Raw genomic sequence first — 15589 nt, forward strand, 5'->3', positions numbered from 1 at the left:
CGGCCCCACAAGGGCCGGCTTTTTTGGTGCACCCGGCACGGGCGCACCAAAAAAGCCCGCCAGGATTTCTCCGTGGCGGGCTTGGATTGCTCGAGCTTTAAGGCATTACTTCGCCCCAAGCAGTGCCGCTCTCTGGCGCTCTTCCTCTTCAATCTGGAGATCCACAGAAGATACATGGTACTCATCAGAAAACGCGCTCTCAGGCTCCTTCAGCCAGAGGATACACAGCACCCAGCTGATGAACGCCCCGGCAGAGATAATGAAGAAGAACTGAGACGGTGTTACGAAGGTGAAGATGGTGAGGTAGACCACCGCCCCGACGTTACCGTAGGCCCCGGCCATACCGGAAATCTGCCCGGTCAGGCGGCGCTTGATGGACGGGATGATGCCAAAGGTGGCGCCTTCTGCACCCTGCACGAAAAACGAGGTGAATACGGTGATTCCCACGGCGATGATCAGCGGCCAGTTGGAGTTGAGCAACCCCATCAAGGCAAAGCCCAGACCAATACCAAACATATAGCTGAGCATGACAAACCGGCGGTTGCCCATACGGTCAGACACCAGACCACCCATCGGGCGCGCCAGCAGGTTAACGAAGGCAAAGGAAGCCGCGATCAGACCCGCCGCAGTGGCACTCAGGCTCCAGGTTTCCTCGAAGAACATCGGTAGCATGGAGACCACCGCCAGCTCGGCACCAAAGTTGGCGAAATAGGTGCTGTTCAGGGCAGCCACGCTGCTGAACGGGTATTTGTCGTCTTCCGGAACACCTTTCTTCAGGATCGGAATGTTCACCCGCAGAATCTGGATAATCTGATAGCAAACAATAGCGAAGATCACCGCGTAGCAGATAGCGGCACCCATGGGGCTCAAGTAGCCCAGGTTCTGGATACGCCACACCAGGATGGCCAGCACGCCGATCAGCGGAATAGTCCAGAGGATCAGTTTAACCAGGTCTCCCCAGCTACTGACTTCCATGGCAGACGCCTTGCGGGGCTTGCGGTGCACCGTGCCTTCCGGGCCATCGGTAATGGCAAACCAGTACCAGATGCCGTAACCGGCCATCACAATGGCACTCTGGGCAATTGCCCAGCGCCAGCCATCATCGCCACCGTACATGGTGATGGCGATGGTCGGCAGAGACATCGCCGCAGCCGCAGAACCGAAGTTACCCCAGCCGGCGTAGAAGCCTTCGGCAAAGCCGATGTCCTTTGGCTTGAACCACATGGCGGTCATGTGGATACCCACCACAAAGCTGGCACCGATAGAGCTCAGTACCAGACGACTGATCAGCAGCTGGGCCATGGTATTACCGAAGGCAAACACCAGGGCGGGGATGGCCATCAACACCATCAGCACCGAGAACACGCGGCGCGGCCCAAACCGGTCCAGAGCCATGCCGACGATGATTCGAGCAGGAATCGTCAACGCGACGTTACAGATGGCGAACAGGCGTAGATCGTCTTTGGTCAACCAGTCGACGCTTTTGAGCATACTGGATGCCAGGGGCGCCATGTTGAACCAGACGTAAAAGGTAATGAAGAACGCAATCCAGGTCAGGTGCAGGGCCCTGATCTCCGGATTGCGGACGCGGAAAACGTCAGCGACTTTCATTTTGAGCCTCCGGGGCTAGCAACAAGGGGGAACAGAAACCCGGCCATTTCAGCGGCTGGGAAGAATCAGGAGCGGGCACTGGACACGGCGGGCCAGAAACGAGCTGACGCTGCCGAAGGTCATGTAGTCCAGTTCGTCCACGAAATAGGTCAGGGAACGGGCGATAAAGCCGCCATCAGGCTCATGGCTGTGGCGGGCCAGTACCAGCATGTCGGGCCGTACTTTTTTCTCGGCTGCGAACAGCAGCATCTTGCGGGCATCGCCATCCAGCAGCATGGTCTCCGCTTCCACGCCCTGGCTCTGGCACACTTCCAGCGCCTCCTTGAGGTGGCCCTTGAGCTCACTCACCTCTTCCTGGAACAGGTCTTCGTTACTGGATGTGATATCCCGGGGATTTTCTGCCACCGCCACCAGAATCAGCCTGGGCGACAGTGCGCGAAACATGGTGATGGTCTGGGCCAGGGCCAGCCTGGCGTTTCTGGAACCATCGTAGGCAATCATGATGTTCATGGGGTTCTCCGAGGCATTTGCCGCCGGCGGCACCCGGCAGGACTTTGACTTTCCTCAGCATTACCCCACAGCGCGCGGGCCCCATAATTGACGTACATCAAGAGGCTCTGCGGGTACCCCACCAGAGAAACCCCGCAGCTATCCCCTTCCGCGTTATCGCCCCAGAACCCCTACCACCACTGCACCCAGCAGGAGGTACCTCCAATGCACCAGAAGCCAAACCAACATATTTGATATGGTTTACCTGAAGCCATTCACCCTGTTCGAGAGCGGCCATGACCACCACTCCGACACCCAAAGACCAGTACCGGGCGCTGGGTTTATCCACCTTTGCGTTCACCCTCTGCTTTGCGGTCTGGACCATCTTTTCCATCATTGGCATCCGTATCAGCGAAGAGCTGGGCCTGACCGACACCCAGCTTGGCCTGTTGATGGCCACCCCGATTCTGACCGGCTCTATCAGCCGCCTGTTTCTGGGCATCTGGACAGACCGTTACGGTGGACGCTGGGTATTCGGCATCTTGATGCTGACGACGGCAGCCTGTGTTTACCTGCTGACCTTTGCCACCACCTACCCCATGATGCTGCTTGGTGCCCTGGGCGTTGGCCTGGCCGGCGGCGCGTTTATCGTGGGGGTCGCCTACACCGCTGCCTGGTTCGAGCCCGCCAGACAGGGCACGGCACTGGGTATTTTTGGTGCGGGCAATGTGGGGTCGGCGGTCACCAATTTTGGTGCGCCTTTTTTACTGGTTGCCTTCGGCTGGGAAAAAACCGCCCAGATCTACGCCCTGGTACTGGCGCTGATGGGGGTGTTTTTTATTGTGTTCGCAAAAACGGACCCGCTGGCCCAGGCACGGGCCAAGGCCGAGCAAAAATCCTTTGCCGAGCAGATGGCACCACTGAGAGAGCTCAGGGTCTGGCGTTTCGCGCTCTACTACTTCTTTGTGTTTGGCGCCTTTGTCGCGCTTGCGCTCTGGCTGCCCCACTACCTGATTGGGGTTTATGGGCTAAACATCCAGACCGCCGGCATGATTGCTGCCATGTACACGGTGCCCGCCTCCCTGTTCCGCATCCTCGGCGGCTGGCTATCTGACCGCTACGGCGCCCGCAGGGTGATGTACTGGACCTTCACGGCCTCAGCGATATGCACCTTCCTGCTCAGCTACCCGCCAACGGAGTACGTTATCCACGGCATTGAGGGCGACATCCGCTTCAGTTTCGAAATCACTCTTGTGGTGTTCGTGGTGCTGACCTTCGTGCTCGGGTTCTTTATGTCCCTGGGCAAGGCGGCCGTGTATAAACACATCCCGGTGTACTACCCTATGCATGTTGGCGCGGTAGGCGGTGTGGTCGGTATGATTGGCGGGATCGGCGGCTTCCTGTTGCCACTGGCGTTCGGTGTGCTGAACGACATGACCGGCATCTGGCAAAGCAGTTTCATGCTGATGTTCATCATTGTCGCCACTGCCCTGGCCTGGATGCACTATGCGATTCGCAAGGCGGAACGGGCCGAGTGGGCGGCCCATGAAGAACGCACAGACCTTCCGGAACTGGCCTCGCCGCAACTGTTCTACCCACTCAGCCGGCAGCACCAGGAAACACCACTGGTGAAGCCGCCACAGCAGTCCTGACAACGAGAGACCTTGCCCATGGCCAAGTGGCTGGTAAAAACAGAACCTTCAGAATGCAGTATTGACGACTTTGCCGACAAGCCCGGCGGCAGCATTCCGTGGGACGGCGTGCGTAACTACCAGGCGCGCAATTTCATGGCACAGATGGCAGAAGGTGATGCGGTGTTTATCTATCACTCCAGCTGCAAGCACATTGGCATTGCCGGCATCGTCACCGTCACCCGCAGCGCCTACCCGGACCCCAGTCAGTTTGATCCGGAATCGCCCTATCACGACAGCAAAAGCACGCCGGAAAAACCCCGCTGGCAGGCGGTGGATATGGCCTTTGAGCGTAAACTACCGCGCCTGATCCCCCTTGATGAGCTGAAATCACTTCCGGGGCTGGACAACCTGCCACTGGTCAAAAAAGGCAGCAGGCTGTCGGTGATGCCGGTCAGTGATGAAGAGTGGCAGATCATTCTGAAACAGGCTGGATAGCCATTGCTGATCCAGCCTGTGCACCACCTCATTCGTCGTGGGGAATCGGGTCAGGGCTCCGGTCCCAGCCGACCAATGCCAGAGTAGCCACTACACCCAGCAACAAGCCTTGCCAGGGCTCAAAGAACGCCAGCGCCGCGCCAATCAAAACGACGGTGCCCCGTGACGCATTATCCCGGGGGATCGACATAGCGATGTAAGCACAGGCAAAGCCGGTGAGCACCAGAGTCAGGGACAACGCCACGCCCAGCAGGGGCTTGAGCCCGGTCAGCAATGGCAGCAGGAAGTAAATGAACGGCAGCCCCATCAGGTAATAGGATGCCAGCCCACTGTGCAGGCTGTTCATGGACTTGGGCCCCTGCTTCCAGCGCTGGACCACGATAACGTGCACGCCGGTCCACACCGCGCCCTGAGTCGGGAAGAACGGCGCCACAATGCCCATGATGGCGTTGCGAATCGACAGGGAAAAGTGGGTACGGTTCAGGTTAATGTCTATGTGCTCGTCCTTGCGGACTTTCAGACCTTCCCGCAGCACTTCATTACCGGTAACCAGGTCACCGAACAGGATGATATAGGCAATCAGGGCCAGCGGAATACTCTGGATAATCATCTCTCGTGACGGCCAGCCATTGACCAGTGGCGATGCCTTGGCCAACGCCTCTCCCAATGGCGGCACCACAAAGCCCCACTGGATATCAAAGCTCACCTCACCCACCAGCGGCCCGATAATCGCGGCTGCCAGAAAGCCCGGCAACAGCCCCAGTGCACCCAGGATGAAGAAGAACCGGCTTCGTGCCTTCAGTTTTTGCATCGGCACCGAGAAGGTAAAAATCAGGCAAATGGCACAAGCCAGGCCAGTCGCAATCGGCTGTTCCAGCAGGAAACGCTCGGCGTCGTCCACGAACACCCGCTTGAGGGCGGCGATGGAGGCGCCCAGAATAATGCCCGCTTTCAGGGTGTCAGGTAGCCAGATAATGAATCGCCGCCCCAAGCCGGTAATGCCCAGCATCAGAACCAGAGCGGCAAACACCAGGCTCAGGGCGGTCATGGCCTGGAACCGGCTGACAGGGTCGTCGTAGCCACCGATCACAAATGCAAGAATTAACGGCAAGGCAGGCGTAATCCAACCGCCCGCGTAGGGTTCGCCGAAAACAATGACTGCCGAAGCTATCAAGGAAGCATGAATCATGGAAAGCGCAACCGCCTCCTCAAAACTCAAACCGAAAAAGGCTGTCATCACAGGTATCAAAGCCAGGCCGGTCGCCGCAGAGACAAAGAGCCCCTGCAGAAACTCCGACCAGCATAACCGGGTATGGTAGAACGGCACGCGGAAGGTAAACGGGCCCCAGCGCCAGCCGGCTAACTCAGGTCTTTCTGCCATGGGAAGTCACTCTCTTGTATTTGTTGTGAGTCACCTGATTATGGAAACCCTTTCCTCATAGCACGAATGAATAATTCTGATCATGTGAAATAAGCACTGTTTATAAAATGCATGCATCCCTCACAGGCCAATGCTGATCAACATTCAGGCTACCCAATACCCTCTGAGCGCTTTAGAATCCGGCTCCTCGCGAACTTTCTGGAGTCTCTTTCTGCCATGTCCTCCGAACTAAGCCCTGTTTCCGGTTTTGAACAACTGCGCCGCATTGAGTCCAGCAAACTCTTTCAGGGCGCGGTGATTGCCATCATCATTCTTTCGGCACTGACTATCGGTGCCAAAACCTACGATGTCCCACCACTGGTAGAGCGAAGCCTGAGCGTTCTGGACAACGCCATCACTCTGTTCTTCCTGGTGGAGATCCTGTTCCGCTTTGGCGTCTGTCAGAACAAGAAACGCTTCCTGTTCGATGGCTGGAACCTGTTTGATACCCTGGTGGTGATCGGCAGCCTGATTCCGCTGGATAACGCCGAAGCGGTGCTGCTGGGCCGCCTGCTGCGAGTGTTCCGGGTGCTGCGACTGGTTTCAGTGGTGCCTGAGCTGCGCTTTTTGATCAATTCTTTGCTCAAAGCCATCCCCCGCATGGGCTACATCGCCCTGCTGATGTTCATCATCTTTTACATCTATGCGGCCATGGGCTCCATGTTCTTTGCCGATATTGACGAGTTCCTGTGGGGGGATGTGTCTATTGCCATGCTGACTTTGTTCCGGGTCGCCACGTTTGAAGACTGGACTGACGTGATGTACGACACCATGGAGGTCTACCCGTTAAGCTGGATTTACTACCTCACCTTTATATTCCTGACGGCGTTTGTGTTTCTGAACATGATGATCGGGGCAATACTGGAGGTGATGGGCGAAGAGCAGAACGCCAAGGAAGCCGAGAAAGCCCACGACGAGCGGGACGAGATCGCCCGCCAGCTCCAGGCCGTTCAACAACAGCTACAGGAACTGACCAGGCAGATCAGCGAGAGGAAATAAGGCGTTTTAGCCGAAGAACGGCTTGGCCATGGCCAGGTGAAGAATTGCGAGCACCTGGGCCAGGGCCAGGATAGAGGCGACAATTCGCACCGGCTTGGCCACGGTGGTTTTCAAGGCAAACACGCCGGCAATAATGTAACCGACCAGCAGCACAATCTTGGCAATCAGCCAGCCCGGCATCGCCTGAATGTAGCCGACCACGAACAACAGGGAAATGGCGGACACCAGCAAAATGGTGTCGTTGATGTGCGGAATGAAGCGCATCGGGGTTTGCCGCCAGCCCGGTCGACCCGCCGCATCAAGGACCAACCGCAGAGCAAACAGGAGAATCGTCAGGTAGGCGGTGGCCATATGCAGCATCTTCAGCAATACGTAGGCACTCATAGAACATTCCTTTCCTAATCAAAATGATGCTCGCATTGTACGCAAAATACCCCCAAGCAGGTATGGTTTCTCAATCCCATCACCTTTAACATATACTGCATATACATGTATTTGGGAGATTAGTTATGCAGTCCATTCCAGCCTCTCCTGAGCGCGCCTCAGCCAGCGTCAGCCAGCTCTTCAGTTACCCATTCCGGATTTTCTTTCTGTCTATGACCGTACTGGCTATTGTCGCCATCCCCCTTTGGGTGCTGGAGGTGTCCGGCACGGTGCGGCTGCCCCTGGCTATGCCGGGCCTGTTCTGGCATCAGCATGAGATGCTGTTCGGTTTCCTGTCTGCGGCTATCGCTGGCTTTCTGCTGACGGCAGTGTGTGTCTGGACCCAAACCGAACGCACCCATGGCTCCCTGCTGGTGGGTCTCTGGGGCGTCTGGCTGGCTGGCCGCTTGCTTCTGGCCTTTGGCGGCAACCTGCCGGAATGGCTGGTACAGGGCGTTAACCTCTCCTTTCTGCCGCTGGTGATGATCGATGCCGGCTGGCGCGTCTGGAAAGCCCGGCAGAAACGGCAGGTGATGATACTGGTGGTACTGGGGCTGCTCTGGCTGATGCAGATCGGCTTCGTAACCCGGCTGGATATGGCCTTCAGCTATGGCGCACTGATCATGGCCATGGCCCTGATCAGCATCATTGGCGGGCGCATCACACCAGCCTTTTCCGCCGGCTGGCTGCGCCAGAGAGGAGGCAACGCCGAGGCCGTCAAAATGATTCCGGCCCTGGATATGGCGGCGGTGTTCTCCATGATCCTGTTGATGGTTTCGCTGGTTACCGGGTGGCAAACGGTAACCGCCATACTGGCGGTGGTGGCTGCCGTGCTGATGCTGGTTCGCCTGGCAAACTGGAAAGGCTGGCTGGTGCGCAGTGAACCCTTGTTGTGGATACTGCACCTGTCCATTCTTTGGGTACCGGTGGCCTTGCTGTTACTCGCCGGTTCTTTGCTGGCAGGCTGGCCAAGCAATGCCTGGACCCACGCGGCAGGAACCGGCGCTGTTGGCTGCCTGATTCTGGGGGTAATCGCCCGGGTATCCCTCGGCCACACCGGCCGCCCATTGGTTCTGCCCAAGGGTATGGTGCTGGCTTTTGTGGCGGTTCAACTGGCGGCGGTTATTCGGGTTGTCACCGCCTTTGACGTCATCCCCTGGCACCCAGGCATAGGCACCAGCACAGCCCTGTGGGTGATCGCCTACCTCATTTTCCTGGTCCGCTACACCGGCGTACTGGCCAGCCCCAGAGCCGATGGCCGGGAGGGGTAAATAGATTCAAACCGGGCTCGCGCCCGGCGGAAACGGTCCGCCGGGAAATGTATGCTGATGCCTTCCAGGGCGGCCATCAGCATTTCCATATGGGCATCCCACCCGGCACAGGCAATAGGAACCAGCTCATCATCTGGCAGCAGCAGGGTCAACGTCAGCCGTGTGCCGCCCTCCTCAGGCTCAAGGCGCCACTCCAGCGGCCGCTCCGGCGCATCCCCGGCGCTCCAGGAGTATGCCAGTAAACGGTTTGGTTCACAGGCAGTAATCTTGCAGTCAATGGGCGTGCCACTGTTACCGAAATCCAGCTGCACCCGGCCACCGCGCCTTGCTTCCAACATGCCTGGCGCCAGCCACTGGGCCAGGCAGACAGAATCCGTCAGCATCCTCCACACTGCTTCCGGTGAGTGGTCAAGAGCCCGCACAAGCGTGGCAGCAATCCGGCCGTTCATCGGTGTTAACTGGCCATCAATGGTTTCCTGATCCATCCTGTCACCCCCTTTACAAGCCCGGTTTTCTGTAACCAGGCTGTCAACTGAAAGCAAAGCCCATAGGCGCGACCAAAGTAGCAAGCCGCCCGTGCGAGCACCTTGATGACTATCAAAACAGGATTTTTGCGAACTAATTGTGAACCAAGGGGAACTTCACGCCGGCTATCATCCACTAAAGGTCAATAGCTCTTCTGGCGATAGGCGCTAAAGTAGAGGAAATGATTCTGCAACAGAGACACAGGCAATATGTATCCTGATCACTTTGAGAAAGAAGACCTGATCCGCTGTGGTCATGGCGAACTGTTCCCTGGCGATATGCGCCTCCCCATCGATGAAATGCTGATGGTAGACCGCATTACCCACATTGCGGCAGACGACGGTGAATTCGGCAAAGGTAGCCTGGTTGCTGAACTGGACATCAATCCGGACCTCTGGTTTTTCAAAGTGCATTTTCAGGGTGACCCGGTGATGCCTGGCTGCCTGGGCCTGGACGCCATGTGGCAACTGGTAGGGTTCTTTCTGGCCTGGACCGGTGGCGAAGGCAAAGGCCGCGCCCTGGGTGCCGGCGAAGTGAAATTCTTTGGCCAGGTGTTGCCGACCAACAAAAAGGTTACTTACCGCCTGGACATCAAACGCCTCATCCGCCGTAAGCTGACTATGGCAATTGCGGATGCCCGTATGGAAGTCGACGGCCGGGAAATCTACACCGCCAAAGACCTTCGGGTTGGCCTGTTCACATCTACTGATGACTTTTAGGAGTTAGCACGATGCGTCGCGTTGTTGTAACCGGCATGGGGATTGTCTCCAGCCTCGGAACCAACCAGAAAGAAGTAGCCCAGTCCCTTCGGGAATCCCGCTCCGGCATCGCCTTCAGCGAGGAAGCCAGAGACAATGGTCTGCGAAGCCACGTTGCGGGCAAGATCGACCTGAACCTGTCGGAACTGATTGACCGCAAGATCTGGCGTTTCATGTCGCCGGCGGCTGGCTACTGCTACCTGTCAGCAAAAGAAGCCATCGAACAGGCAGGCCTGACCGAAGAACAGATTCGTGCCAACAGCACCGGTGCGGTATTTGGTACTGGCGGCGCCTCCACCGTGGAGCTTCTGGACGCCATCGACACCCATCGCGACAAAGGCATTCGCCGGGTAGGCCCTTATCGGGTGCCCCGCACCATGGGTAGCGCGATCAACGCATCCATTACCACCGCGTTCGGTATTACCGGCATCAACTACGGCGTCACCTCTGCCTGCGCCACCAGTGCCCACTGCATTGGCCACGCGGCAGACCAGATCGCCCTGGGCCGCCAGGAAGTGATGCTCGCTGGTGGTGGTGAGGACATTCACTGGACTCTGAGCCTGATGTTCGACGCCATGGGCGCGCTATCCACCAAGTACAACGACACACCGGAACAGGCCTCCCGCACCTACGATGCGGACCGCGACGGCTTCGTTATTTCCGGCGGTGGCGGTGCCTTGGTACTGGAATCCCTGGAGCACGCAGAAGCCCGCGGCGCGACAATTCTCGCGGAACTGGTTGGCTTTGGTGCCACCTCAGACGGCGCCGACATGGTCGCCCCGAGCGGCGAAGGTGCAGTTCGCTGCATGAAGCAGGCCATGGCGCAGGCTGGCGGTGAGATCAAATACATCAATACCCACGGCACCAGCACCCCGGCCGGTGACATCACCGAGCTGAAAGCTCTGAAGGACACCTTTGGCGACAAGATCCCGCCACTGAGTTCCACCAAGCCCCTGTGCGGCCATGCTCTGGGTGCCGCTGGCGTGCACGAAGCCATCTACACCCTGATCATGCAAAGGGAAGGTTTTATTGCCCCGTCTGCCAACATCCAGAACCTGGACGAAGGCGCCGAAGGCTACCCCATCGTTCGGGAACGCCAGGACAACCAGAACCTGGATCTGGTGATGAGCAACAGCTTCGGCTTCGGCGGCACCAACGCCACCCTGATTTTCAAGAAAGTCTGATCAGGACAGCCTGAGCGAGCGATATTCAGCCGGCGGAGTGCCCACCCAGCGCTTGAAAGCCCGGCTGAATGCGCTGAGTTCCGAAAAACCAAGCTGTTCGGCAATCTCCACCAGCGGCTTGGTTTTATCCTTCATATAGGTGATGGCCTGTTCGCGGCGCACCTGCTCCAGCAGCGACGCAAACGTCAGCCCCTCTTGCCGCAGCTTCTTGTGCAACGTGTAGCGGCTCATATTCAGCTGCCCTGCCACCGTCTCCACACCCACCTTGCCACGCGCCAACTGAAGCCGGATCAGGACACTGACCCGATTACTCAACGAACGCTTTGAAACCTCAGGCCCCAGAGGCTCCGATGCCATGCCAATTCCCCCTGCCATTCTGTTTTAATCCACTGTGAAAGTTTGTCAGCGTACACATGTTAGCCGAGATCAATCAATACGACCTTTGAGCAAGATCAATGGCGATGCACTCAGTTTAGGGCAAAATCCACATTTTTCATGATGCCCTTCCTGCAACCACTGATTACCAGAACCACCCGGAGCCCCCATGACCACCCCGGAACTGCTCGCGCCCGCCGGCACCCCCGAACACCTTGAAACCGCCTTCGCCTATGGCGCCGATGCCGTCTATGCCGGCCAACCACGGTACTCGCTGAGAGTAAGGAACAACAGTTTCAAAGACATTGCAGCCCTTGGCGCGGGCATTGAACGGGCTCACGAACTGGGCAAACAGTTCTACCTGGTCTCCAACATTGCCCCCCATAACGACAAGGTGCGCAGCTACCTGCGAGACCTGGCGCCAGTGCTGGAGCATAAGCCCGACGCCCTGATCATGTCCGACCCGGGCCTGATCATGCTGGTGCGGGAACACTGGCCGGACCAACCGATCCATCTTTCAGTCCAGGCCAACGCCGTCAACTGGGCCACCGTCGAATTCTGGCGCCGCCAGGGCATCAACCGGGTGATCCTGTCCCGGGAACTGGCCCTGAACGAAATCCGCGAGATCCGTGAAAAAGTCCCCGAAATGGAACTCGAAGTCTTCGTACACGGCGCGTTATGCATGGCCTACTCCGGCCGCTGCCTGCTGTCCGGCTACATGAACCACCGCGACGCCAACCAGGGCGCCTGCACCAACGCCTGCCGCTGGAACTACAAACCGGTACAACATAGCCACGACCAAACCGGCGACCTGATCGCCACCTCCGCCGCCGTGGAAACCTTCGAGCCGAAAGAACTCCTCCTGGAAGAACCCAACCGCCCAGGCGGCTTCATCCCCGCCTACGAGGATGAACACGGCACCTACATCATGAATTCCAAAGACCTCCGCGCCGTCCAGCACGTCGCCGAACTGGTCAACATGGGCGTCCACTCCCTGAAAATCGAAGGCCGAACCAAAAGCACCTACTACGTTGCCCGCACCACCCAGGTCTACCGCCAGGCCATCAACGACGCCCTCGCCGGCAAACCCTTCGACATGCACATGATGAACGAACTCGAAGCCCTCTCGAACCGCGGCTACACCGAAGGCTTCCTCCGCCGCCACGTACCCCAGGAATACCAGACCTACGAACAGGGCTCCTCCTACCTCGGCACCCAGCAGGTCGTAGGCACCATTACCGATGCGGATGACCGATGGCTCACCATCGACGTCAAAAACAAATTCGCGCCCGGCGACCAACTCGAACTCATCACCCCATCCGGCAACCTGCGCTTCAGCGTCAACACCATGGAAAACCGCCACGGCGAAGCCATGGACTACGCCCCGGGCAGCGGTCACATCGTTAAAATCCCCAGGCCAGATAACTTGCCGGAGAAGCTGGACTTCACTTACCTGACCAAGATTTTCCCTGATAGCCCAGCGAGTTAAAGAGGAGCTTAGTGGCGGTCCGCGCAATGTCGCCGGAGCTGGGCGGGTACGCCTTCCCAAAACCTTGCGGAGCCAGGGATGGCGGAGCAGAGCGTACACGGACGTATCCACAGCGTGTTTTGGGAAGGCGTACCCGCCCGGCGACCAAACCAATCCTGAAAGCTACAAAAGCCCAGACTCCAGGCCAGAAAACAAACCAAAGTCTATCAAGGCAATAACCGCCCCCTTAGTGCCCCGAGGGCCGATTAAGGTATAATCCCTACACAACCGATTTAATACCTGACTAAAATACTCTGGTATTGTATAATCGCTCGCCAGAAGCAACGGGAAACCGGCCCAAATGCCCTCTCCCGTCATCCAAAAACCGATTGCAGGGCGTACTCAAGGACACGAGCGACCATTGCAACGCCAGCAAACAGATGACATCCGCCGACACCACCCAGCCAAAGGTATGCTCGGCGAAACACAGGGCACCATGCCCAAGATGAGAGAATTACGGAGCGACGATCATGGCGACCACCGATAAAGAGGTGAAAGAGCTGATCAAACGGGAATACGAGCACGGATTCGTCACTGAAATTGAATCCGACACCTTCGAACCCGGCCTCAATGAAGATGTAATCCGCCGCCTGTCTGAAATCAAACAGGAACCGGAATTCATGCTCGAATGGCGCCTGAAAGCCTACCGTCGCTGGCTCGAAATGGACGAGCCCGAATGGGCCCACGTTGACTTTCCGAAGGTCGACTACAACGCCATCTCCTACTACTCGGCGCCCAAGAAGAAAGAAGACATGCCCCAGAGCCTGGACGACGTTGATCCGGAGCTACTGCGCACCTACGAAAAACTGGGTATCCCCCTGCACGAACGGGCCAAACTGGCCGGCGTTGCGGTTGATGCCGTCTTCGATTCCGTCTCGGTAGCCACCACCTTCAAAGAACCGCTGGAAAAAGCCGGCGTGATCTTCTGCCCCATTTCCGAGGCAGTACAGAAGTACCCGGAACTGGTGAAGAAATACCTGGGCAGCGTTGTCCCGGCCGGCGACAACTACTTCGCCGCCCTCAACTCCGCCGTGTTCTCCGATGGCTCCTTCGTGTACATCCCGAAGGGCGTTCGCTGCCCCATGGAACTGTCTACCTACTTCCGCATCAACGCGGCCAACACCGGCCAGTTCGAGCGCACCCTGATCATCGCCGAAGAAGGCAGCTACGTGAGCTACCTGGAAGGCTGCACCGCCCCCATGCGGGATGAGAACCAGCTGCACGCAGCGGTGGTAGAACTGGTCGCCCTGGACGACGCCCAGATTAAATACTCCACCGTACAGAACTGGTATCCGGGCGACGAGAACGGCAAAGGCGGCATCTACAACTTCGTCACCAAGCGCGGCGCCTGCATCGGCAAAAACTCCAAGATCTCCTGGACCCAGGTAGAAACCGGCTCCGCCATCACCTGGAAATACCCGAGCTGCGTACTGCGTGGTGAGAACAGCGTAGGCGAGTTCTACTCCGTCGCCCTCACCCACAACTACCAGCAGGCCGACACCGGCACCAAGATGATCCACCTGGGCAAAAACACCCGGAGCACCATCATCTCCAAAGGCATCTCCGCCGGCCGCAGCTCCAACGCCTACCGCGGCCTGGTGAAGTTTGGTCCAGGTGCAGAAGGCGCACGCAACTTTACCCAGTGTGACTCGCTGCTGATCGGCGACCGCTGCGGCGCCCACACCTTCCCGTACATCGAAAGCAAGAACAAATCGGCCATCGTGGAGCACGAAGCCACCACCTCCAAGGTCAGCGACGAGCAGATGTTCCTGTGCCGTCAGCGCGGTATCGACCCGGAGCAGGCAGTGTCCATGATCGTGAACGGCTTCTGTAAGGAAGTGTTCAAGGAGTTGCCGATGGAGTTCGCCGTGGAAGCCGGCAAGCTTCTGGAAGTCAGCCTTGAAGGCTCCGTTGGTTAACGAGACGGCATACACACAAGTATCACGGAAGCCGTCAGGGTGTCCCTTCCGGGATCGTCAAAATCAGGGATGATTTTGTCGAGCGTACAGGGACGTATTCACAGCGTATCCCGGAAGGGACACCCTGATGGCTGACTCCCCCAGAATTTGGGGCGGACAAAGAATTCAGACGGTTAAAAAGAGAGAAGCGTACAAATGCTGAGCATCAAAAACCTGCACGCCTCCGTTGAGGGCAAAGAAATCCTCAAGGGCATCAACCTGGAGATCAAAGCCGGGGAAGTTCACGCCATTATGGGCCCGAACGGTTCCGGTAAGAGTACCCTGTCACAGGTTCTGGCAGGCAACGACGCATTTGAAGTTACCAGCGGCGAAGTCACCCTCAACGGCGACAACCTTCTGGACCTGGAAACCGAAGAGCGCGCCCGCGAAGGCATCTTCCTGGCCTTCCAGTACCCGGTGGAAATCCCCGGCGTCAGCAACCTTCAGTTCCTGCGCACCGCCGTGAACGCCATGCGCAAGCACAAGGGCGAAGAAGAAATGAACGCCGCCGAGTTCATGAAATTGGCCAAGGAAGTCTCCAAACAGGTAGACCTTGACCCGGCGTTCCTGAAGCGCGGCGTGAATGAAGGCTTCTCCGGCGGCGAGAAAAAGCGTAACGAAATCATGCAGGCCCTGCTGCTGCAGCCTAAGCTGGCGATTCTGGACGAGACCGACTCCGGCCTGGACATCGACGCGCTGAAAGTGGTGTCCGATGGCGTTAACGCCCTGCGCTCCGAAGATCGCGCCATTTTGATGGTGACCCACTACCAGCGCCTGCTGAACCACATTGTGCCCGACTACGTGCACGTGCTGGCCGGCGGCAAGATCATCAAGTCCGGCGGCCGTGAGCTGGCCCTGGAACTGGAAGAGAAAGGTTACGGCTGGCTGGGCATCAAAGACGAAGACACCAGCAACTGAT

General features: G+C 57.9%; 15 protein-coding genes. 9 read left to right on the plus strand and 6 right to left on the minus strand.

All coding sequences use genetic code 11. The features are described 5' to 3' along the window. Positions 1-105 precede the first annotated feature (105 nt). The gene (locus RVM24_RS12565; protein WP_072676378.1) at positions 106-1611 is read right to left on the minus strand and encodes an MFS transporter; all 1506 of its coding nucleotides are present in this window, start codon (positions 1609-1611) and stop codon (positions 106-108) included. Between the two features lie 48 nt (positions 1612-1659). Then, on the minus strand, positions 1660-2121 hold the full coding sequence (locus RVM24_RS12570) for a universal stress protein (RefSeq protein WP_072676377.1): 462 nt from the start codon (positions 2119-2121) through the stop codon (positions 1660-1662). 275 nt (positions 2122-2396) lie between these two features. Here RVM24_RS12570 and RVM24_RS12575 point away from each other — a divergent pair, with 275 nt between their 5' ends. Together RVM24_RS12575 and RVM24_RS12580 are read left to right on the plus strand one after the other, a co-directional pair. Then, a complete protein-coding gene (locus RVM24_RS12575) occupies positions 2397-3752 on the plus strand; it encodes an MFS transporter (RefSeq protein WP_431474115.1) in 1356 nt (451 codons plus the stop codon). A gap of 18 nt (positions 3753-3770) precedes the next feature. Next, entirely contained in the window at positions 3771-4229 is a 459-nt protein-coding gene (locus RVM24_RS12580; protein ID WP_431474116.1) for an EVE domain-containing protein, read from the plus strand. Positions 4230-4257: 28 nt separating this feature from the next. Here RVM24_RS12580 and RVM24_RS12585 read toward each other — a convergent pair whose 3' ends face one another. Next, on the minus strand, positions 4258-5610 hold the full coding sequence (locus RVM24_RS12585) for a hypothetical protein (RefSeq protein WP_061332959.1): 1353 nt from the start codon (positions 5608-5610) through the stop codon (positions 4258-4260). A gap of 216 nt (positions 5611-5826) precedes the next feature. On the opposite strand from RVM24_RS12585, the gene RVM24_RS12590 reads away from it, so the two are divergent. After that, positions 5827-6648: an ion transporter gene (locus RVM24_RS12590; protein ID WP_106694665.1), complete on the plus strand. Its 822-nt coding sequence runs from the start codon at positions 5827-5829 to the stop codon at positions 6646-6648. 6 nt (positions 6649-6654) lie between these two features. On the opposite strand, the gene RVM24_RS12595 is transcribed toward RVM24_RS12590, so the two are convergent. Then, positions 6655-7032, minus strand: coding sequence for a SirB2 family protein (locus RVM24_RS12595; protein ID WP_431474117.1), 378 nt, complete (start codon positions 7030-7032; stop codon positions 6655-6657). Between the two features lie 125 nt (positions 7033-7157). Between RVM24_RS12595 and RVM24_RS12600 the strand changes: the two genes are divergently transcribed. After that, complete coding sequence (locus tag RVM24_RS12600) at positions 7158-8342, plus strand: NnrS family protein (RefSeq protein WP_431474118.1); 1185 nt, start codon at positions 7158-7160, stop codon at positions 8340-8342. On the opposite strand, the gene RVM24_RS12605 is transcribed toward RVM24_RS12600, so the two are convergent. Then, positions 8294-8827, minus strand: coding sequence for an SRPBCC family protein (locus RVM24_RS12605; protein WP_431474119.1), 534 nt, complete (start codon positions 8825-8827; stop codon positions 8294-8296). The two genes, RVM24_RS12600 and RVM24_RS12605, sit on opposite strands and share 49 nt — an antisense overlap. Positions 8828-9076: 249 nt before the next feature. Here RVM24_RS12605 and fabA point away from each other — a divergent pair, with 249 nt between their 5' ends. Further along, on the plus strand, positions 9077-9586 hold the full coding sequence (gene fabA / locus RVM24_RS12610; RefSeq protein WP_072676371.1) for a bifunctional 3-hydroxydecanoyl-ACP dehydratase/trans-2-decenoyl-ACP isomerase: 510 nt from the start codon (positions 9077-9079) through the stop codon (positions 9584-9586). An 11-nt stretch (positions 9587-9597) separates the two neighbouring features. Next, a complete protein-coding gene (gene fabB / locus RVM24_RS12615) occupies positions 9598-10809 on the plus strand; it encodes a beta-ketoacyl-ACP synthase I (RefSeq protein ID WP_431474120.1) in 1212 nt (403 codons plus the stop codon). On the opposite strand, the gene RVM24_RS12620 is transcribed toward fabB, so the two are convergent. After that, on the minus strand, positions 10810-11166 hold the full coding sequence (locus RVM24_RS12620) for a helix-turn-helix domain-containing protein (RefSeq protein ID WP_431474121.1): 357 nt from the start codon (positions 11164-11166) through the stop codon (positions 10810-10812). 187 nt (positions 11167-11353) lie between these two features. Between RVM24_RS12620 and yegQ the strand changes: the two genes are divergently transcribed. The 3 genes from yegQ to sufC all read left to right on the plus strand — a co-directional run bounded on the left by yegQ (position 11354) and on the right by sufC (position 15588). Then, entirely contained in the window at positions 11354-12673 is a 1320-nt protein-coding gene (gene yegQ / locus RVM24_RS12625) for a tRNA 5-hydroxyuridine modification protein YegQ (RefSeq protein ID WP_431474122.1), read from the plus strand. 509 nt (positions 12674-13182) lie between these two features. Further along, positions 13183-14631: a Fe-S cluster assembly protein SufB gene (sufB, locus tag RVM24_RS12630; RefSeq protein ID WP_431474123.1), complete on the plus strand. Its 1449-nt coding sequence runs from the start codon at positions 13183-13185 to the stop codon at positions 14629-14631. A gap of 195 nt (positions 14632-14826) precedes the next feature. Next, complete coding sequence (gene sufC / locus RVM24_RS12635; protein ID WP_058090509.1) at positions 14827-15588, plus strand: Fe-S cluster assembly ATPase SufC; 762 nt, start codon at positions 14827-14829, stop codon at positions 15586-15588. Position 15589: the final 1 nt, after the last annotated feature.

Source organism: Marinobacter sp. KM021, from assembly GCF_050707965.1.
Taxonomy (GTDB): Bacteria; Pseudomonadota; Gammaproteobacteria; order Pseudomonadales; family Oleiphilaceae; genus Marinobacter; species Marinobacter shengliensis.